At 55.2% G+C, this 19,902-nt stretch carries 21 protein-coding genes; 15 read left to right on the top strand and 6 right to left on the bottom strand.

Annotated features, from left to right (window positions below; genetic code table 11):
- Positions 1–19 precede the first annotated feature (19 nt).
- Genes IPM21_13390 through IPM21_13380 form a run of 3 tightly spaced genes read right to left on the bottom strand, consistent with a single transcriptional unit; the run spans position 20 to position 3,211 of the window.
- A complete protein-coding gene (locus IPM21_13390) occupies positions 20–1,387 on the bottom strand; it encodes a hypothetical protein (protein ID MBK9164872.1) in 1,368 nt (455 codons plus the stop codon).
- A complete protein-coding gene (locus IPM21_13385) occupies positions 1,377–2,765 on the bottom strand; it encodes a M48 family metallopeptidase (GenBank protein ID MBK9164871.1) in 1,389 nt (462 codons plus the stop codon). Before IPM21_13385 ends, IPM21_13390 begins: the two co-directional genes overlap by 11 nt.
- Positions 2,765–3,211 (bottom strand): zinc ribbon domain-containing protein, encoded by a 447-nt coding sequence (locus IPM21_13380; GenBank protein MBK9164870.1) that lies wholly within the window; start codon positions 3,209–3,211, stop codon positions 2,765–2,767. The genes IPM21_13385 and IPM21_13380 overlap by 1 nt, the downstream gene beginning before the upstream one ends.
- A 322-nt stretch (positions 3,212–3,533) precedes the next feature.
- Between IPM21_13380 and IPM21_13375 the strand changes: the two genes are divergently transcribed.
- From IPM21_13375 to IPM21_13345, 7 genes are all read left to right on the top strand, one after another.
- The gene (locus IPM21_13375) at positions 3,534–4,091 is read left to right on the top strand and encodes a hypothetical protein (protein ID MBK9164869.1); all 558 of its coding nucleotides are present in this window, start codon (positions 3,534–3,536) and stop codon (positions 4,089–4,091) included.
- Positions 4,092–4,121: 30 nt separating this feature from the next.
- Positions 4,122–5,642, top strand: coding sequence for an aldehyde dehydrogenase (locus IPM21_13370; GenBank protein ID MBK9164868.1), 1,521 nt, complete (start codon positions 4,122–4,124; stop codon positions 5,640–5,642).
- 47 nt (positions 5,643–5,689) lie between these two features.
- Positions 5,690–6,181: a hypothetical protein gene (locus IPM21_13365; protein ID MBK9164867.1), complete on the top strand. Its 492-nt coding sequence runs from the start codon at positions 5,690–5,692 to the stop codon at positions 6,179–6,181.
- A 102-nt stretch (positions 6,182–6,283) separates the two neighbouring features.
- Entirely contained in the window at positions 6,284–6,538 is a 255-nt protein-coding gene (locus IPM21_13360) for a hypothetical protein (protein MBK9164866.1), read from the top strand.
- 7 nt (positions 6,539–6,545) lie between these two features.
- On the top strand, positions 6,546–7,028 hold the full coding sequence (locus IPM21_13355) for a putative toxin-antitoxin system toxin component, PIN family (protein MBK9164865.1): 483 nt from the start codon (positions 6,546–6,548) through the stop codon (positions 7,026–7,028).
- Between the two features lie 310 nt (positions 7,029–7,338).
- Positions 7,339–7,506, top strand: coding sequence for a hypothetical protein (locus IPM21_13350; protein ID MBK9164864.1), 168 nt, complete (start codon positions 7,339–7,341; stop codon positions 7,504–7,506).
- 117 nt (positions 7,507–7,623) lie between these two features.
- Positions 7,624–8,289: a cupin domain-containing protein gene (locus tag IPM21_13345; protein ID MBK9164863.1), complete on the top strand. Its 666-nt coding sequence runs from the start codon at positions 7,624–7,626 to the stop codon at positions 8,287–8,289.
- Between the two features lie 4 nt (positions 8,290–8,293).
- Here the strand turns inward: IPM21_13345 and IPM21_13340 are convergent, their stop codons facing one another.
- A complete protein-coding gene (locus tag IPM21_13340; GenBank protein MBK9164862.1) occupies positions 8,294–9,595 on the bottom strand; it encodes an HlyC/CorC family transporter in 1,302 nt (433 codons plus the stop codon).
- Between the two features lie 94 nt (positions 9,596–9,689).
- On the opposite strand from IPM21_13340, the gene IPM21_13335 reads away from it, so the two are divergent.
- The 3 genes from IPM21_13335 to IPM21_13325 all read left to right on the top strand — a co-directional run bounded on the left by IPM21_13335 (position 9,690) and on the right by IPM21_13325 (position 11,982).
- Positions 9,690–10,112, top strand: coding sequence for a RidA family protein (locus IPM21_13335; protein ID MBK9164861.1), 423 nt, complete (start codon positions 9,690–9,692; stop codon positions 10,110–10,112).
- Between the two features lie 94 nt (positions 10,113–10,206).
- On the top strand, positions 10,207–11,280 hold the full coding sequence (locus IPM21_13330) for an NAD(P)-dependent alcohol dehydrogenase (GenBank protein ID MBK9164860.1): 1,074 nt from the start codon (positions 10,207–10,209) through the stop codon (positions 11,278–11,280).
- A gap of 150 nt (positions 11,281–11,430) precedes the next feature.
- The gene (locus tag IPM21_13325; GenBank protein ID MBK9164859.1) at positions 11,431–11,982 is read left to right on the top strand and encodes a DUF1697 domain-containing protein; all 552 of its coding nucleotides are present in this window, start codon (positions 11,431–11,433) and stop codon (positions 11,980–11,982) included.
- Between the two features lie 7 nt (positions 11,983–11,989).
- On the opposite strand, the gene IPM21_13320 is transcribed toward IPM21_13325, so the two are convergent.
- Positions 11,990–12,766, bottom strand: coding sequence for a PIG-L family deacetylase (locus tag IPM21_13320; GenBank protein MBK9164858.1), 777 nt, complete (start codon positions 12,764–12,766; stop codon positions 11,990–11,992).
- Between the two features lie 34 nt (positions 12,767–12,800).
- Here IPM21_13320 and IPM21_13315 point away from each other — a divergent pair, with 34 nt between their 5' ends.
- Genes IPM21_13315 through IPM21_13305 form a run of 3 tightly spaced genes read left to right on the top strand, consistent with a single transcriptional unit; the run spans position 12,801 to position 15,198 of the window.
- The gene (locus IPM21_13315; GenBank protein MBK9164857.1) at positions 12,801–13,325 is read left to right on the top strand and encodes a 3-hydroxyanthranilate 3,4-dioxygenase; all 525 of its coding nucleotides are present in this window, start codon (positions 12,801–12,803) and stop codon (positions 13,323–13,325) included.
- Positions 13,326–13,370: 45 nt separating this feature from the next.
- On the top strand, positions 13,371–14,180 hold the full coding sequence (locus tag IPM21_13310; GenBank protein ID MBK9164856.1) for a phytanoyl-CoA dioxygenase family protein: 810 nt from the start codon (positions 13,371–13,373) through the stop codon (positions 14,178–14,180).
- Positions 14,176–15,198, top strand: coding sequence for an amidohydrolase (locus IPM21_13305; GenBank protein ID MBK9164855.1), 1,023 nt, complete (start codon positions 14,176–14,178; stop codon positions 15,196–15,198). The genes IPM21_13310 and IPM21_13305 overlap by 5 nt, the downstream gene beginning before the upstream one ends.
- Positions 15,199–15,266: 68 nt before the next feature.
- Here the strand turns inward: IPM21_13305 and IPM21_13300 are convergent, their stop codons facing one another.
- Entirely contained in the window at positions 15,267–15,659 is a 393-nt protein-coding gene (locus tag IPM21_13300) for a hypothetical protein (GenBank protein ID MBK9164854.1), read from the bottom strand.
- Positions 15,660–15,836: 177 nt separating this feature from the next.
- Here IPM21_13300 and kynU point away from each other — a divergent pair, with 177 nt between their 5' ends.
- Together kynU and fdhF are read left to right on the top strand one after the other, a co-directional pair.
- Positions 15,837–17,153, top strand: coding sequence for a kynureninase (kynU, locus tag IPM21_13295; GenBank protein MBK9164853.1), 1,317 nt, complete (start codon positions 15,837–15,839; stop codon positions 17,151–17,153).
- A gap of 75 nt (positions 17,154–17,228) precedes the next feature.
- Positions 17,229–19,901, top strand: coding sequence for a formate dehydrogenase subunit alpha (gene fdhF, locus IPM21_13290; GenBank protein ID MBK9164852.1), 2,673 nt, complete (start codon positions 17,229–17,231; stop codon positions 19,899–19,901).
- The last annotated feature ends 1 nt before the right edge of the window (position 19,902 follow it).

Raw genomic sequence — 19,902 nt, 5'->3', positions numbered from 1 at the left:
TTTGTGCTCTGACAAATCCCTAGACCGTCGTATCGTCAAGCCCGGTATCGTAGCTCGAGGTAGTGTCCACTGCTCCGGCGTCAAAGCCCGTATCGACCGCCGCCATATCATAGCCGCCGGCATCGTACGTGCCGCCGGTCTCGACCGCGGACGATGGTTCGACGTCGTAACCGGTCGATGCCGGGTCGGCCTGGTCTGCGTAGCTATCGGCCGAGGCCTGATACGTTTCGGCGTTTGCCGCGCTGCTCTCCGCCGCGTCCATGTTTCCCTGTTCGGCATACCACTCAGCGTTGTCGGCAAAGTATTCGGCGTTCTTTTCCTCGCTAACCGCGTTGCCGAGGTTGTAAGCAGCCTGATCTGACTGGCCGGAGTGGTCATCGCCGCTCGCATGATAATCTGCGTCGCTCGTCGCGTAGGCCGCATTCTCGGCGGCTTCCTTTGCCCCGGCGTAATCGCCTTCCTCTATGGCCTCGGCCTGCTGTGCCCGATATTCTTCAGCGACCTCTTGCTGATACGCTGCCTGTTCCATATCCGCCGAATCAGAAGCCCCGAGCATGCTCGAATCCCCCGCAGCCCAAGCCGCATCTTCGGCCTGCTCGCGGGCATCTGCCGCCGCTGCGTAATCGCCCTTATCAACAAATTCATCAGCCGCGGCCTGTGCTTCGCGTGCGGTCTCAGCCTGTGCCTCACGTTCCGCGGCCTCGGCGTCAATGGCGGGTTCCGCTGCAGGCTCGGCTTCAGCCACGTAAGGCTCCGCGGCAGTCGGCTCAGAGCTCGCGGAGAAATACCCGTCGTCAACACCCGCCTCAAGCGCTCCCTCATCCTCGGGGATCACGGCAGCCGTATCCTCGAATCCTTCGCTTCCGAGATTGAATTCGACCGAGTTCATCGAAAGTTCCTCTTCGCTCGGAAGGCCTTCATCCGCCGCAAGTTCTTCAATGTCCTCGGTCGTATCAAATTCGCCGTCGCCGTCGCTGTCCGTCATGAGAGTGTCGGCCTCGCCGTCGCCATCGGTGTCCGCGATCGCAGTATCAAGAAGCCCGTCGCCATCGCTATCAACCGCGACCATATCGATCTTTCCGTCGCCATCAACGTCTGACACGCCGGTGTCAAACTGGCCGTCACCATCGGAGTCTATAACCGCCGTGTCGATAGTCCCGTCATTGTCGGTATCGGCAACGGCCGTGTCGAAAAGCCCGTCGCCGTCTGTATCGGCGGCCGTAATGGTGACCGCGTCGGCAGTTTGTTCGCCATCATCGAACACGGCATTCACGACATCTTCAAGGACCGAGCCCGATGAGTCCTCGGCCTTTGAGGCCGAAAGTTCGAATTCTTCTACAGACCCGTCCGGGGCAGTTTCAGTTATTACTACGGGTTCATTCGGCATAATTTTGATTCTCCATCCTATTCATTTCTTTGGCCCTCGAAGCGGCCGGCTTGGGGTTTTTGCGGATCACGGTAAGCTTCCCGCATTTATCATCCGGGCACTTGACTGAAAGCTGCTGCTTCCCCTCAAGCACGGACATCGGCACCCGCATCGGCGCCGAGCAGGTCGAACATTTCAACTTCAGTTCCTTCGGTTGCGGTTTTCCGTCTTTTTTCGGCTTCGGCGGCGATGCCTTCTTTATCGTCTCGCCGATTATTTTCAGGTAGCTTTGCAGCTCCGGGCTTTTGGCATACTGCGTCAGCAGCTTAAGCCGCGGGCCGAGATAGGGCGTTGATGTGGTCGTTAGTTCGGATAGCCGCAGCATGTCTCCGTCATCGACGGATTGCTGCTCGATCCACGCATCCATATTCAACTGCCGGTACATCAGCGAGGACTTTAGCGACCAGGCCATCAGCACCCGCCGAGCGATCTCTTCGCTGCCGACCGCAAGCAGGCCGGCTCGGTCGGCGGTGATCTCGGCCTGACGCGCCCAGGCGAGCAGCGGCATCTCGATCGCTCCGCCGATCAAAGCGCTCGGGCTGAGGATCGCATTGAAAATGCCTCCGGCCATAACACCTCTCGCCGGGCCTTGCTCGCCAAGAAAAAAGCGGATAACGGTCTTCCAAAGCGCATGCCCGGCCTTGCAGTGCCCGATCTCGCGGGCAAGCAGGTAGAGCATATCGATACCCTGAAAATTGCCCGCCATCGCGGAACCAATGACGATAAAGGAATCGGTATCGCTGCCGAAAGTGAGCATGTCCCACGGGCGTTCACCTGATAGATAGACGTCCGGCATATGCGTCATTCCAAGAATTCTTGCCGCCCGCACCGCCTGCCCAAACACCTGCGGCATCTGCTTTTCACCGAGCCGAACCCCATTGAACGTCACCTCGATCCAACGCCGGCCGACCTTTTCCGAAACACCCTTGGCGGCCGCATTGAGCGGTGTGATCGCCCGCAGAGCGGCCATTGCTCTTGCGTCCGCAGCCCATGCAAACGCAGACGAATCGACCCGATACCCCGGAACCAGCGGCCGTAGCCAGCGGCACTCGGGACACATCACCCTTGCATCCGCGAGCCCCACCCCAAACCCTCCGCAGGTTTGGCATCTCGGCGGTGGTGCCGGCACCTGCTGATAGATCGGAGGCGTCTGCGGCTGTTGGTGAAACTGCGGCGGCGCAACGGGCTGCTGTTGAACGGGCGGTTGAGGAACCGAGTGCTGCGGCGGCTGCACCGGCCGGTCTATCGCAACCCCGCAAAAAATGCAGAATCGAGTTGCCGCCACCGTCTGCCGGTGGCCGTTTGGGCAAATTGGATTTCCGTTTCCTTCGCTGCTCATTAGTAGTAATACGGGTCCGAACCCGCCGACATCATGCTCATCAAGATCCAAAGGAAATAGATGCCTACGTGAATGATGCTCGAGATGATGCCGCCCCAAAGCCCTACGAGGGCCATCCAACGCCCGCCGGCCGGCGAACGGCCGTTCTTGATCGAATCAAGCTCGAGCCAGCCAACTATCGCCGCCGGAACACCGGAGATCGGACCGCAGCAAAAAAGCGCGAGAATCGCGAGGATCAAAGCAGCGACCGCCTTCTGACCATATTCTCCGCTCGTATTCTGTTGCGCATTGCCCGCCGGCTGCCAATTCTGGGCTCCCGGTTGTTGACCGATGAAAGGCGGCGGCTCTTGCTGCGGAGGCGGGGCACCAAGCGGCGTGGCGCAGTTGAGGCAAAAGGCTGCTTCGGCCGGGTTTGGCTGATTACATTTTGGGCACGGCTTTGTCATATAAGCGAAAATCGCGGAAGCGGGTTTCGTCTTCCGGTGATAATGCGAGAAATCGCGTGGGAAAAGGTCAGATTTCGGCTAAAGTTTTTGATACTATACAACAAAATCCGTTTCCAGGGCGACCGAAACGCAAGCAAACGAGAACGAAATGCCTGGCTAAAAGCTTAGAGCTAATAGCTATACAAAAACAAGATGCACAAGATCGAAAACTACATCGGCGGCGAGATGGTCGTTCAGTCGAGACACCGCAATCCCGTAATGTCATCGAACTCCTTGGGAAGGAACGAACGTTAAAGATAGCAATACTGTCGTAGAATAAGGTATGCAATCATTCGTTCGAATCGAAATTGTGATCTTCGTGGTCGGCTTGATGTCGTTGCTCACTTCTTGCGGCTCAAAAACCTACGATAAAGATGTCAATGCCCTGGTGGGTCAGGCAAATCAGCTTCTGGAGCAGGAAGCTATTATATCAAGAAGTTGGCGAGATGAATTTGTTACGGTTTTTACAATGGAGAACCGTGAGAAGTTTCCTTCGACCCGGAAAATGCTGCGACCACATGCGGAGAATCAACTTCGGTTGCTGCAAGAGAAGGAAGATCTTTTATTAGCTGCGGTCGCAAAACTCAAACAGGCTTCGGCAATTGCCGCCGCCAATCAAAAAGAGAAAAGATTTGCTGATCTAATGGCCGAATCGCTCGGGAAAGACGTCGAAATCGTCAAGTCTTTTAGGAAACCGATGAAGATGGTGCTCGACGAAACAGTTTCTGATGCTCAGTTGCTCAAAGACTCGTTTGCAGAGGCTGGTCAAGACGCCGAACTGAAGTCAAAAGAGCGAGACGCACTTCAGAATGAAGCCAAAAGAATTCTCGAAAATAGGTAGTGCGAACGCAACTCGGTCATAAACAGAAGAATGTTGGAAATCTTGAACTACATCGGCGGCGAGATGGTCACACCGGCCTCGGGCGAATACTTTGACAACGTCGAGCCTGCAACGGGCGAGGCCTATTCGCTGATCCCGGATTCGGACGGACGGGATGTGAATCTCGCGACGGACGCCGCAAAGTTGGCTTTTCCAGTGTGGGCGGCGACTCCGCCCGAGGAGCGTTTCGCCATTCTGATGCGGCTTTTTTCTCTTATCGAACGCGACCTTGAACCGCTCGCCCTCGCCGAATCCAAGGACAACGGCAAACCCGTCTCGCTCGCCCGCAGCGTTGATATTCCGCGGGCCGCGGCAAACTTCCGCTTTTACGCGACCGCCGCGATGCACCTTGCCAACGAATCGCACGAGACCTTCGGGGCCGGCGGCGTTCATGCAATAAATTACACACTGCGGCAGCCAATAGGCGTTGCGGGATGCATTTCGCCATGGAACCTCCCGCTCTATCTTTTTACGTGGAAGATCGCACCAGCGATCGCCGCGGGCTGCACCGTCGTCGCCAAGCCGAGCGAGGTTACGCCGCTGACAGCATACCTGCTCTCAAAGCTTTGTATCGAAGCGGGCCTGCCGCCGGGCGTTCTGAACATCGTCCACGGCACCGGGCCAAAGGTCGGCTCGGCCATCGTCGCTCACAAAGAGATCAAGGCGATCTCCTTCACCGGTGGCACCGCGACCGGCGAAGAGATCGCCCGCGTCGCCGCACCGATGTTCAAAAAGCTCTCGCTCGAGCTCGGCGGCAAGAACCCGAACATCATCTTTGCCGATTGCAACTACGACGAAATGCTGGCGACGACCGTCCGTTCCTCATTCTCAAATCAAGGCGAGATCTGTCTATGCGGATCGCGGATATTCGTCGAAAGCCCGCTCTATGAGCGCTTCAAGCGTGACTTCGTCGAACGCGTTTCCGCTCTCAAGGTCGGCGACCCGAACGACCCCGCAACCGACGTCGGAGCCATCGTCTCAAAACAGCATTTCGAGAAGATCCTCTCCTACATCGACCTCGCCAAGACCGAAGGCGGTCGTGTCCTGACCGGCGGTTCCATTGCTTCTGTGTCCTCGTCTGTGCCCTCTGTGGTACCGACCGCAACCACAGAAAACACAGATGCGGACACGGAAATCACTGACCGGAAGCTGAATGGCTTTTTCATCGAGCCGACCGTCATCGGGGGCCTATCGCACGATTGCCGCACGAATCAGGAAGAGATCTTTGGCCCGGTCGTGACCATCATGCCGTTCGATACCGAAGAGGAAGTTCTCGCTCACGCAAACAGCGTCCGCTACGGCCTCGCCGCAACGCTCTGGACCGAAAACCTTTCACGCGCCCACCGCATCTCAGCTAAACTCGAGTCCGGCATCGTCTGGGTAAACTGCTGGATGCTCCGCGATCTCCGCACGCCCTTCGGCGGCGTAAAGGACAGCGGCATCGGCCGCGAAGGCGGCTTCGAAGCGCTGAAGTTCTTTACGGAAGAGAAGAATGTATGCGTTAAGCTGTAACAATCCTGACGGTCAGTTTCGGGTGAGTTCAAAACGCAATCGTGATGATGCATAGATCAATTTTCTTACTATTCGCGGTTCTTGTCGTTAGCTCGTTAGCAGTTAAGGCGCAGGAAAAGGAACGTAAGACCACTACCGCGAAAGGAACCGTTATCGCCTATAGCACCTCTTATGCGTTAATCCCTTGCTACCATGTTTGCAACCTTACAATTCTCGTCAAGACCGTCAACCTTAGGGACGCGCCATATGTGATCGTGAATGTTCGGCATATGGATGACCGCAACCTCGAAAAGCAAGGTCTTCATTCGGAGTTGATCAAGAAGTCGAATCGTTGGCAGTTCACCGGGTCGATTGGTGAGAACCGCACAGTTGTTTTAGAAGAATATCTAAAGATCGCGAACGTAAGCGGGAATGTAGATAAAGGAGTCAAGATCAAAGCGTGGACTTTTCTCGAAGGCTCAGCTCAATACGATCTTCCTTTCGGTCAATACGTCCCGAACTATGACGTAGAGATTGGCAGATTTCGAAAGATCAAATAATCACGCTCGCTGACCAAGGCAGCTTCGAAGCGTTGTTCATCACCAAAGAAATGAATGTCTGCATCAAAACCTAAGGTATAATTATTTTTAGAGGTAAACATTATGTCTGTAGTTTTGGAACTGGAACCTGAAGTGGAAGAGAAACTCAAAAAACGTGCCTCTGCGCGAGGAACTGGGCTTAATGAGTATCTGGTTAGTGTACTGAAAAAGCACGCCAATATCAGCCGGACTCTCGACGATGTTCTTGCTCCTGCAAGAAAAAACTTTGCCGACAGCGGAATGACAGAAGATGAACTCGCCGAACTTGTTGACCGCGAAATAAAAGCAGTGCGAGCGGAACGAAAAGCGTTGAAATGAGTTTCTTATGTTCCGAGTTGTCTTTGACACAAATATTTATATTCAAATTGTAGTAAACAAATATGGGCCGGCGGGACGTTGTTTTGATTTGGCACTCAACGAAGATATACGGCTGTATGTGTCGAAGAATATAATCTACGAATTTAAAAGCGTTATAAAAAGGCCTGCTATTGAATCGCTGCTGCCAGACCTTACAAACCGCGATGTCGAAGCATTTGTAGCCGGACTTGAAGAGGTTGCCGAAGTTCTGAAAGTGCCAAAGGGTTCTATTGAGATCGTTCGTGATCCAAACGACGATATGTTGATCGAGGCGGCCGTGTATTGTGATGCCGACTTCATCATCACATGGGATCGAGACCTGCTCGACCTGATGACAGGCATCGATGACGTGAGCAAGGAATTCAGACAGAAATTCAGGAAACTGAAAATAGTTCGTCCGCAAGAGTTTCTGCGTCTGATGTCGGAAAAGGATTTGGCCATTGAGCCATAAGCTTTACGCATATACTAAACCTCGAAGCCGGCTTCGAATCGGTGAAATTCTTCACGGAAGAGAAGAATATATGCGTTCGAATGTGAATGGACAGAACCAATTGTGGACCGGGAAGGAAAAGAACTTGCTGATCTATGTTTCGGGATCGATCGCTGTCATATTTATCGTAGCAGGAATCTGGATTCTCCCGGAGAATTGTCTTCTTTACGAATACCGTCAAGTACACTTCATCTGTGATGCATTCGAATTTGGAAAGCCTCTCGAACCTTGCCCGATCTGCTCGAACGAGACTATAGCAACTGTTGCTAGAATGTTTGTTCTTTTCGGTATAATCTTTCTCCTTGTGCCAGCCATCGTCTTTGGCGTTCGTCGTCGGGCACGGAATATGGCTACCGACGACGATCAATTGAGCTTGGGCTTGGACAGCAAGACCAATGAACAGACCGGCAATCACCACGGAATCGGCGGTGATAAATAGTAAAAAACCGCGGCATCAGCCGCGAAGGCGGCTTCGAAGCGTTGAAATTCTTTACGGAAGAAAAGAACGTGTGTATCAAAATCTAGCTATCTTACGCGTGTAGGTTGAGGAACCTATATGATGCGATTCTTAAAAGTGATTCTTTCCGCCTTCGCCGTCGTCGGCCTCTATCTGCTTCTCGGCATCGGGATTAATACGGCATTTCCGACGGAGATGCCCGATCTGGCAGGGTTTTTCAAACCGGGCGACAGGCTCGTCAGCCGATTCGAAGGGTTCGATCAAACCGTGCTTGAGGTTGGCGATGGCTGGCTGCATACGCGGCTTGAGATCGCTCCAAACGCGGCCGGTCCGCCCGAACATTTTCATGAACATTTCGGGGAAACGTTTACAGTAAAGTCAGGCACGCTTAGCGTTTTGATCGACGGCGAAAAGAAAACTTTGCACGCCGGCGAAACGATCCATATCCCGCCGATGACCCCGCACAAACCGTTCAACGAAACCAACGAGATCGTTGTTGTCGAAGGCGGCGACGCAAGCGCGATCCCGATCGAGTTTGCGTACATTTTGACGCAGATGTACGGTTTTATGGACGAGTATCCGAACGGCCCAAGCGTCCCGGCGATGCTGATGCAGCTTTCGGTTTACGGCGATAGTGCCGATTCCTGGCTCGCCGATGGCCCGCCGCTACCGATACAAAAGGCGATGCGCCTGCTGATGGCACCTACTGCAAGACTGCTCGGATTTTCATACCACTATCCGAAATATGTTCCGCAACGGAATTAGATTTTCAATCAGCAGGAACGTCCGACACGAGCACCTTATCCACTCGGCGGCCGTCCATGTCTACGACCTCGAAGCGGCGGCCGTTCCAGGTGAAGTGGTCGCCTTCGTGAGGTAGCTTTTCTAGCCGCGTCAGCACAAAGCCGGCCAGCGTTTGATACATTCCGCGTTCGCCCGCGGGATGGCCTTTGATGCCGATGGCTTCCAAAAATTCATCGACCGGCATGCTTCCATCGATCAGAAGCGAACCGTCTTCGCGGACGACCACGTTACCGTGTTCGACTCCGCCGACCGGAAAGTCGCCGACGATCTCTTCGAGTACATCTTTCAGTGTGACCAAGCCTTCGATCGAACCAAATTCATCCACGATGAACGCCATGTCCGACGCCGTGTTCTTAAATACGCCGAGTAGCTCAAGCGCCGTAACGGTCTCCGGGATGAACGTCGGCTCGCGGAGCACAACCGAGAGATCGACCTCGCGATTCTCGAGCAATTGCACAAGCACATCTCGCTTCTCAATGACGCCGACGAGTTCGTCCAAGGTTCCGCGTCCGGCCGGCAGCCTTGAATAGCTGCTTTCTGCCAGCCGCCGCATATTCGCTTCGGGGTCGTCATCCAGATCTATCCATTCGATCTTTACCCGCGAGGTCATTAGTGCGGTCGCCCGCAGGTCATCGAACCGAAGCACACTATCGATCAATTCCTTCTCGCTTGAGTGAAAAACGCCGATCTCCGTGCCTTGGGCAATGTGGGCCTTGATCTCCTCCTCGGTCATCACACTTTCCGATGCTTCCGAAATGCGAAAAAGCCCGAGGACCATCCGGGTCGAGCGGCTCAGCAGCCAAACGACCGGAGCCGTCAGCTTTGAGACGAACCGCATCGGCCGCGAAAAAAAAGCCGCGACGCGCTCCGGCATATTGAGCGCGATGTTCTTTGGAACCAATTCGCCAACAACCAAAGTAAAATATGTGATAACGAGTATTACAAGCCCGAAACCGATGGTCGGCGCATAAGGCTCAAGCATCGGAATGGTCGCGACCGCTGCGGCGACCTCCTGCGAAAGCAACGCTCCGCCAAATGCTCCGGAAAGAATACCGACGAGCGTAATGCCGATCTGCACCGCCGAAAGAAACCGCTCCGGCCGCTCCTGCAGTTCGATTGCCGCGGCCGCTCCTTTGCTGCCGCCCTCCGCCGCTCCCTGAAGACGCATCCGCCTCGCCGAGACCACCGCAAGCTCGGTCATCGAAAAGAGCCCGTTAATAAATATCAGCGCACCGATGAGAACGATCTCAAGGATGATTCTTTCCATATGGGGATTTTGACGCGTTTTAGCTGTGAATTCCAATTGAGTGGAGATGGCACGATGAGTTCCCGCTGCCCGCAAACTGCGATACAATCCGCCTATGAGCGAACGAACTGCCGTTGAGTCTTCCCGGGCACCGGAACCGGTCGGGCTTTATCCGCACGCACGCCGCGTCGGCGATCTACTTTTTCTTTCGGGCGTCGGGCCGCGGACTAGAGGCGAGAAAAAGATACCCGGAGTTGAGCTGAATGAGGACGGTGAGATCGTTTCCTACGACATCGAAACGCAGTGCCGGTCCGTTTTCCAGAACGTCCGCTATATCCTCGAGGACGCCGGTTCGTCGTGGGACCAAATAGTCGATGTGACGGTTTTCCTGACAAACATGAAGGCCGACTTTCCCGTGTATAATAAAATCTACTCCGAATATTTTGCCGAGAATCGTCCATGCCGAACGACCGTTGAGATAAGCTCGCTACCAACGCCGATCGCCATCGAACTGAAGGTCATCGCGACAATTGATTGAGAGTCGCCCGCGAAAAGCACAAAATACACGACGTAATTTAGATAGCAATTTTTCGCTAGTTTCGTGGGTAAACAACACTATAAGGGAGATAAAAATGACAGCACCAGCAGCAGAAGGGACCGCGACTCGCGGTTTCGCAGTTTCCGGGCCCGAGGCCAGTTTTGAACCGTTTGAGTTTCAGCGCCGCGAGGTCGGCCCGAAAGATATTCTTATCGACATACTTTACGCCGGCATTTGCCACTCGGACATACATCAGGCACGCGATGAGTGGGCAGAGATGATGCCCGCTATTTATCCGATGGTTCCCGGCCATGAGATCGTCGGCCGCGTGACAAAGGTAGGCGACGAGGTGGCCAAATTCAAGGAAGGCGACATTGCCGGCATAGGCTGCTTTGTCGATTCCTGCCGCGAGTGCCCGAGTTGTGCTCACGGCAATGAACATTATTGCTACCAGGGCTGTGCTTTCACCTACAACGGCACCGAAATGGACCGCACGACGCCCACCTATGGAGGGTACTCAAAGCATTACGTCATTGACGAAAAATACGCGCTCAATGTCAATGCCGAAGGCGACCTCTCAGGCGTCGCTCCGCTTCTTTGTGCCGGAATCACCACATATTCACCACTCAAGCGTTGGGGCGTCGGGCCGGGCCAAAAGGTCGGCATCGTCGGCCTAGGCGGGCTCGGCCATATGGCCGTTAAGCTTGCTAAGGCGATGGGGGCCGAGGTAACCGTTTTCAGCACGTCGCCGGGCAAGGAATCCGATGCACGAACTCTCGGCGCCGATAGCTTCATCCTCAGCAAGGACCCTGAAGCGATGGCCGCTGCTGCAGGCACGCTGAATTTTGTGCTCGACACAGTTTCTGCCGATCACGATATAAATCCGTACATAAATGCTCTCGGGCCCTTCGGAACATTCGTCGTGGTCGGCATGCCGCATGCCCCTGCGACCCTTCACCAGGCCTCGCTGATCATGGGAAATAAGACCTTCGCCGGTTCGCTCATCGGCGGCATTCCCGAGACACAGGAGATGCTCGATTTCTGCGTCAAGCACGGGATCGTCTCCGATGTCGAGGTCATAAAACCGGACTACATCGACACCGCCTACGACCGCACCGTCAAAGCCGACGTCCGTTATCGCTTTGTCATAGACATGGCGAACGCCTAAAAGGTCGAAAGGGGTAAATGTGAAAAGGTGGAAAAGTTAAAGGCTCATCGCCGACAACTCTCCCACCTTTTCACCCTTTCGCCTTTTCGCCTTTTCACCTTTTCGCCTTTTCACCTTTTCACCTTTTCACTTTTTCACTTTTTCACTTTTATGGGACACATCGCACTTCTCCGCGGCATCAATGTCGGCGGCAATACGATGATCAAAATGGAAGAGCTTCGGGCGATGTTCGAAGCTCTCCATTTTGGCAATGTAAAAAGCTACATCAACAGCGGAAACATCGCGTTCGACTGTGTCAGTAGCCCGCACCTAAGTAAGGGCGAAACGCCCGAAATAGCCTTCTCGAATCAGATCGAATCCGCCATCCAGAACACATTCGGCAAATCTATTCCCGTAATGGTCCGCGAACAGCGGCAGATTCAAACGGTCCTTGAAAACAACCCGTTTGCTGGCCAGTTCGAGAGCCACAAAGAAATACACGTTCTCTTTCTAAAAGAAGAAATGCCTGCTGATAAATTGCAGCAACTCCTAGCCAATCAAACAAACGATGAACGCTTCACCATTCTCGGCCGCGAGATCTATTGCCACCTGAAATTAGGTGTCGCCAACAGCTTGCTCGGCAAAGGCTTCATCGAAAAAAAGCTAAAGGTCGCCTATACCGCCCGCAACTGGCGAACGGTCGAAAAACTATCGCATCTATAATGGGTTTCTATTTCAGCAGATCTGTTTTTCCTCGTTTTCGGTCGATCGAAAATCTTCTGAAATGTAAGATCTTTTCTTTGTCATTTTTAGCATCGGCGATCAACTCGGCGATCTCAACTTCGGTGTATTGAGATACGTAGCACTTTGCAGCCTCCATGTAACGTGCACTGTCGGCATCGTTGAACTTAACTGTCAGGTTAATGTATTTCGGATCGATATGGCCGACACTGTCGTCCCCGCCGAGTTGCTCTTTCGTGAAAGCGGGGAAATACAGCGGATACCTCTCAATCCAGCCTTCGCGAAGCAAAACCTCCTGCACAATAGAACCGATCACAAGATGCTCCGAATGCCCGTACTCACCGTCCGGCCCGAAGGTGATGATGGCGTCGGGTTTAAGCTCCTCGATCTTCGCTTTTAGCAATTTCTTAGTGTTAGCGTGGGCATTCAAGTAGGCTCGCACGCCGATCATCGTGTCGAGCCTTTCTTGTGAAAAATAGATCGGCTTTTCAATACCAAGTTTCTCGCAGGCACAGGCGGTTTCGAGTCTGCGAACGCGTCCGAGTTCCTCACCCGCCCGAATCTTCGTTACGCGGGTGCCATTATTGCCGTCGGTCGCAATGATGACGTAGACCTTGTTTCCCAAGCGGGCATATTTTGCAAGCACCGGCCCAACCAGGTTTTCGTCATCCGGATGTGCGAATACACCCAATATCACCTTTCCCTGAGCGCTTGCCGTTACTCCGGCAATGATAAGTACTGCGGCGATCAAAGCTAGTCTGCGCATAATTTTTCCTCTATACTTTTCTTCTCGGAGTGTAATGACTATACGACGCCCCTTCAACTTCAAACAATGGATCGATGAGCACCGGCACCTGCTCAAGCCGCCGGTCGGGAATCAGTGTGTTTATCAAAACGAGGATTTCATCGTGATGGTCGTCGGCGGGCCGAACTCGCGGAAAGATTATCACTGGGACGAGGGCGAAGAGCTTTTCTACCAGCTTGAGGGCGATCTGCTTGTAAAGATACAAGAGGACGGCAAGCCGGCCGATGTCACGATCCGCGAAGGCGAGATGTTTCTGCTCCCGCCGCGAATCCCGCACAACCCGATCCGCGGCGAGAACACTATCGGCCTCGTCATCGAACGCAAACGCCGCCCCGGCGAACTCGACGGCCTGCTCTGGTATTGCGAAAACTGCAACGAAAAGCTCTACGAAGAATATTTCCAGCTAGGCGACATCACGACCCAATTCCAGGGCGTCTTCGAAAAGTTCTACGGTAGCCAAGACCTCCGCACCTGCAAAGCCTGCGGCACAGTAATGGAACCGCCTCCGGTCGTCGCATAACCAGCGGCATGAAGTAGCGGCCCTTACGAAAGGAGAGATTCGCTTGTGTCCATCGAAACCCTAAAGGCGAAGACATTGGCACCCGCTCCCCGCGACCACTGTCTTGCCGAAAAAGGATGGACACTCGTGCGCGGTATTGCCAGTTCGAAGGAGGTAGAGCAGGGCCGAAAGGATATCTCAGCAGCTGTCAAACGGCTCGCGAACGAGCATCGCCCGCTCGGCGAACGCGACACCTACGGCAAAGCATTCCTTCAGGTTACTAACCTCTGGCGGAAGGATCCGGGTGTGAAGGAGTTTGTTTTCAACAGCGGTTTCGCTCAGGCGGCTGCGGATATTCTCGGGGTAGCACGGGTTCGTATTTACCATGACCAGGCTCTGTTCAAGGAACCCGGGGGCGGGCCGACTCCATGGCATCAGGATATGTATTACTGGCCGCTTGCTACCGAAATGGCTGTGACAATGTGGATGCCGCTCGTAGACGTAACTGCAGATATGGGCCTCATGCGATTCGTTGAAGGCTCGCACAAAGACCAACACCGCACCGATCTTGAGATCTCTGACGAAAGCGACTCTTATTATTCCCGATTCGTGAATGATAAGGGTTACCCAATCAGCGGCCCGGATAACCTAAGAGCCGGCGATGCTACTTTTCACCTCGGCTGGACCATCCATTCAGCAGGACCGAACCATAACGCTGACCGAATTCGCGAAGTTATGACGATCATCTACATTCCAGATGGCACGCCGATCGCAAAGCCGGCAAACCCGCATCAGCATGCTGATCTCGAAGCTTTTCTCGGCGGCCGGCAGCCGGGTGAACTTGCGGATTCGGAAATGAATCCGATAATGAATTGACGTGCTAAAGATCGACGTTCACACACATATTCTTCCCAAAGACATCCCGGCGTGGAAGGAGCGGTTTGGTTATGGCGGGTTTATCGCGCTGGATCATTACCAGTCGTGTTCGGCGCATATGGTCCGCGATGATGGGAAACAGTTTCGTGATGTTGAGGACAACTGCTGGGACCCCGCAAAGCGGATAGAGGAAATGGACCGGCACGGCATCGGCGTACAGGTCCTCTCAACCGTGCCCGTGATGTTCAGCTACTGGGCAAAGCCGGCCGATTGCCTTGAGGTCTCAAAGTTTCTAAACGACCATATCGCCGAGATAGTCTCGGAGTTTCCGCTTCGCTTCGTCGGGCTCGGCACGCTACCGCTTCAGGATACAAAGCTTGCCATCGCCGAACTCGAACGGTGCAAACAGATCGGCCTCGCCGGGGTCCAGATCGGTACTAACGTCAATCAATTGAATCTCAGCGAGCCGCAGTTTCTCGAGTTCTTTCAGGCATGTGAGGAGCTTTCGATGGCCGTTTTCGTTCATCCGTGGGAGATGATGGGCGAGGCCGATATGCAGAAATATTGGCTGCCGTGGCTGGTCGGAATGCCGGCCGAGGTCTCGCGGGCGATCTGTTCACTTATCTTTTCCGGAACGCTCGAAAAGTGCCGCGACCTCCGCATTTGCTTTGCCCACGGCGGCGGTTCGTTCCCGGCGACCATCGGCCGCATCGACCATGGCTTCAATGTCCGCCCCGACCTTTGCGCGGTGGATAATCCGCACAGCCCGCGGCGATATCTCAGCCAGATGTATTTCGATGCTCTGGTCCACGGCCCCGCAAAGCTCGATTATCTGATCAAGCTCGTCGGTGCCGATCAGGTCGCTCTCGGCACGGATTATCCTTTTCCGCTAGGCGAGCTCGAACCCGGCAAGCTGATCGACTCGATGCCCTACGATGACATGATCAAGTCGATGCTCTTCCACGGAGCCGCCCTCAATTGGCTCGGCCTGCCGCTTTCACAATTCAGCCAAACGTAAAAATGCCCCGCACCGGCTTTCACTTCCGGCACGAGGCATTCTGTTCTTTCAACCTGCTAGCCGCAGGCTTAATCGGTCTTTACGTCTGCCGAGTACCTGACCTTTGCCGAAGTCGGTACTGCGATACCCGAATCGATCATATTGACCTTCGCAAGTGCCCACTGCCCCTGCTGGCGTGTGAAGACTAGTTCAGCCGAGTTCTTTGCGATGTCGCCGCTGTATGTGGCAAATACCGAATGCACGACTTTGCGCTTATCGTCGAGAATAATGACCGAAGCACCTCCGGCCGAGTTGCGGGCAACGCGGACCTCATACTTTCCGGCATCAAGCGTTTTGTCGCCGACGGCAAAGTCAAAAGCGATCTCGGCTTCCATTTTGGTAACGGTCTGTGCGCTCGTTGCGACAGCTCCTGCGAAAAGTGCGACAGCGAGAAGAGAAGTAAGTTTGAAGATCTTTTTCATTAGTGCCTCCGAGTTGTTCGGTTTAAATTTCCGGGTCTGCTTGGCCCCGCATCTCCTAACGCGAGCTTCGGATCAAAAAAATATCAAGAAGAAGAAATGATCGCCCGCTTAGGTAGATTGCTTAACGTCAGCGGTTTTCGAAATGTTCCCGATAGTTTAGATTTGTATCAGAGATCTATGGCTCAAGATCATGAATTCAATCCCGGGCCGGAGTTTGCGGCGGCCGCCGACCGCGAAGATCCGCTTGCCCGCTTCCGCGAACGGTTTTATATTCCGCAGCTTCCCGAAGGCGGCGAGGCCATTTATTTCACCGGCAATTCGCTGGGCCTACAGCCAAAAACCGCCCGCGAATACATCAATGCCGAGCTCGACGATTGGGCCCGCCTCGGAGTCGAGGGCCATATACATGCACGCCACCCATGGCTCCCCTATCACGAATTCGTGACGGAATCGCTCGCCCGCGTCGCTGGGGCGAAACCGATCGAGGTCGTCGCGATGAACTCGCTGACCGTCAATCTTCATCTGCTGATGGTCTCGTTCTACCGACCGACCGCCGAGCGGCACAAAATAGTCATCGAACGCGGGGCGTTCCCGTCAGATCAATATGCCGTCGAATCGCAGATCAAGGTTTGGAGTTCCGCCTTTAGGCGCCTATCCGATGAAGTCGGGCCAGCTAAAGTTGGAACTCCTAGCCTGATCGAACTCACGCCTCGCGAGGGCGAAGCGACGCTCCGCACCGAAGACATCCTCGAACTCATCGACCGTGAAGGCGAGAGCATTGCCCTCATAATGCTTGGCGGCGTCAATTATTACACCGGCCAGGCTTTCGATATGGCCGCGATCACCGAGGCCGGCCACCGAAAGGGCTGTGTTGTCGGCTTTGACCTGGCCCACGCCGCCGGAAATCTGGAGCTGCATCTGCACGACTGGAATGTCGATTTCGCCGCCTGGTGTTCTTATAAATATCTTAACTCCGGCCCCGGCGGCATCGCTGGCATATTTGTCCATGAACGCCACGCCCGCAGCTTCGAACTGCCGCGTTTTGCCGGTTGGTGGGGACACGATAAAGCGACGCGTTTCCTAATGGGCCCGGAGTTCGTCCCGCTCGCCGGCGCCGAAGGCTGGCAGCTCTCGAATCCGCCGATCTTTCAGCTCGCCGCCCTCAGAGCCTCGCTTGAGATCTTCGACGAGGCTACGATTCCAGCTCTCAGAACTAAGTCTGAAAGATTAACGGGCTATCTCGAGTACCTCCTTGGACAGATCGCGACCGAACGCATCGAGCTGATAACACCAGCCGACCCGCAGCAACGCGGCTGCCAGCTTTCGATCCGCGTTCGCGATGCCGACAAGCAGCTTTTCGACGCGATAACCGCCCGAGGCGTCTTTGCCGATTGGCGCGAGCCGGACGTGATTCGCGTCGCTCCGGTGCCGCTCTACAACAGTTTTGCTGACGTCTTCCGCTTTTCTGAGGTCATCGGCGAAGCATTGCGCTAAAATGGTCGTATCACCTTTGGCTTAGCCTGCATCTAGCCTTTGATTTTCCCGTCCGATCCGGCTTGAGGAGGCACTATGCTACGCGCAACTATCAACGGCACCACCCACGAATTCGCTGAGGGCACAACGATACTCAAGGCCGCAAGTGCATGCGGCGTTTCTATCCCGACGCTTTGCGATGATCCGCGGCTCAAGCCCGCCGGCGCGTGCCGCCTTTGTCTTGTTGATGTCGAAGGCTCGCTACGTGAAACTCCATCTTGTGCCGTTGAGATCTCAGAAGGGATGACGGTCGAGACGCACTCCGCCGAGGTCGAGGCCGGCCGCCGGATGAACCTGAAAATGCTTGCCCGCAGCTATCCCGCCGAAGCGTTTGAGCAATTTCCCGAAAAGCCCTTTCACCGCATCGCCCGCGACTACGGCCTGACCGCCACCGACTTTGCTCAAAATATCAACGGCCATCTCGTCGATGATTCGCACACCTACATCAAGGTCGATATGTCCCGCTGCATCGACTGCTATTCGTGCGTCCGGATCTGCGATGAGGTGCAGGGCCAGTTCATCTGGCAGGTGGCCGGCCGCGGCGAGGAGTCATTTATCGTGCCGGACAACTTCGGCCCGTTTGGCGAGAGCAACTGCGTATCATGCGGTGCGTGTTCAGACGTTTGCCCGACCGGAGCTCTCGAGGACCGCTCCGTCATCAACCTCGGCACAGCGGAAAAATGGACACGCACGACCTGCCCCTATTGCGGCACCGGCTGCGAGATGAGCGTGGGAACCCGCAACGATAAGATCGTCCAGGTGCGTCCGGTCAATGATGCACCCGTCAGCAGCGGCCATCTCTGCGTAAAGGGCCGCTATGCTTACGGCTTCGTCGATGCGCCGGACCGCGTCACCGAACCGATGATCCGCGAGAACGGCGAATGGCGAAACGTCACATGGGATGAAGCGATCGCCTACACCGCCGAAAAGTTGAACGGCTACATCGCCACCGATGGCCCGGACAGCATCGCCGTCCTCGGCTCGGCGCGTGCGACCAATGAAGAAAATTACGTAGCGCAAAAGTTCGCCCGCGTCGCACTCGGCACAAACAACGTCGATTGCTGTGCCCGCGTTTGCCACACGCCGACCGCCGCGGCGATGAAGATGATGCTCGGCACCGGTGCGGCAACCAATTCCTTTGACGACATCGAACTTGCCCGGAGCATCCTCATCTGCGGCGCGAACCCGACCGAGAATCACCCGATACCGGGCGCAAGGATGAAGCAAGCCGTCCGCCGGGGCACGAAACTTATCATCATCGACCCGCGTCGCACCGAGCTTACAAAATACGCCGACGTACACCTGCAGCTTAATGCCGGGACCAACATCCCCCTCTTCAATGCACTGGCCCACGCCATCATCGATGAAGGCCTCGCCGACGAAGATTTCATCAGCGAACGGGTCGATGAGTTCGAGCAGTTCAAGACGTTTCTCGCCGACTATTCGCCCGAGGCGGTGGCGGAGGAATGCGGCGTCGCTGCCGAAGATATTCGTGCCGCGGCCCGGATCTATGCGTCCGCAAAACCGGCGATGTGCTTCCATGGCCTCGGCATGACCGAGCATCTTCAGGGCACCGAGGGCGTGATGACGGTCGTCAATCTCGCCCTTCTGACTGGAAACATCGGCAAGCCCGGCTCGGGCGTCAATCCGCTCCGCGGGCAGAACAACGTTCAAGGCTCGGCTCACATGGGCTGCGATCCCGGCATCTTGACCGGCTCCATCGCCGTCGAAGAAGGCCGCCCGCTTTTTGAATCCATCTGGAACGCTCCGGTGCCTGAGTCGAAAGGGCTCAATCAATTGCAGATGATCGATGCCGCCAAGTCCGGCAAGCTCAAAGCCCTCTGGACCATCGGTTACGACGTCTTTTTCTCGAACGCGAATTCACACGAGACCGAACGCTCGCTCTCCGGGCTCGAGTTCTGCGTCGTCCAGGATTTTTTCATGAACGAGACGGCGAAGAGGTTCGCTGATGTCTTCCTGCCTGCTCAATCTTCATTCGAAAAGGACGGCACCTTTATGAACGCCGAACGCCGTATCCAGCGCATCCGTGCGGCCGTCACGCCCCGCGGCAATGCCCGAAATGACTGGGAGATCGTCTGCGAGGTGGCAAAGGCGATGGGCAAAGGCGAGCATTTTGCATTCACGTCCGCCGAAGAGATCTGGAACGAGGTCCGTGCCGTTTGGCCCGCCGGCCGCGGCATCAGCTACCCGCGAATCGACCATCACGGCCTGCAGTGGCCCTGCCCGGATGAATCGCACCCCGGCGAGACGGTTCTCCACGGCGAGAGCTTTTCGCTCGGCAAGCGGGCCGCACTCCGCCGCATAAAGTATCGGCCGACGCCCGAACGCGTCTCCGCCGACTTCCCGTTTTTGCTTACGACCGGCCGCACGCTTTATCATTTCAATGCGGGAACGATGACGATGCGAACGCCGAACATCGAATTGCTCCCAACCGACGAATTAATGATTTGTCGGGCCGATGCGGAGCAGATCGGGCTTAAACACGGCGAACGGGTTCGGATGATAAGCGGACACGGCGAGGCCGAATTGCCCGTCAAAATCACCGAAAAGGTGCAGCCCGGAAAGCTCTTCGCCACGTTCCACGACCCGAAGGTCTTTTTGAACTACGCCACAAGCCCGGTCCGCGACCGCTTTACGCTCGCACCCGAGTTCAAGGTAACGGCCGTGCGGGTTGAAAAGATCAATTAAG

The sequence above is a fragment of the Acidobacteriota bacterium genome (genome assembly GCA_016716435.1).
Classification (GTDB): Bacteria; Acidobacteriota; Blastocatellia; order Pyrinomonadales; family Pyrinomonadaceae; genus OLB17.
Note: the sequence above shows the minus strand (reverse complement) of the source record. Positions and strands in the feature narration are given on the sequence as shown.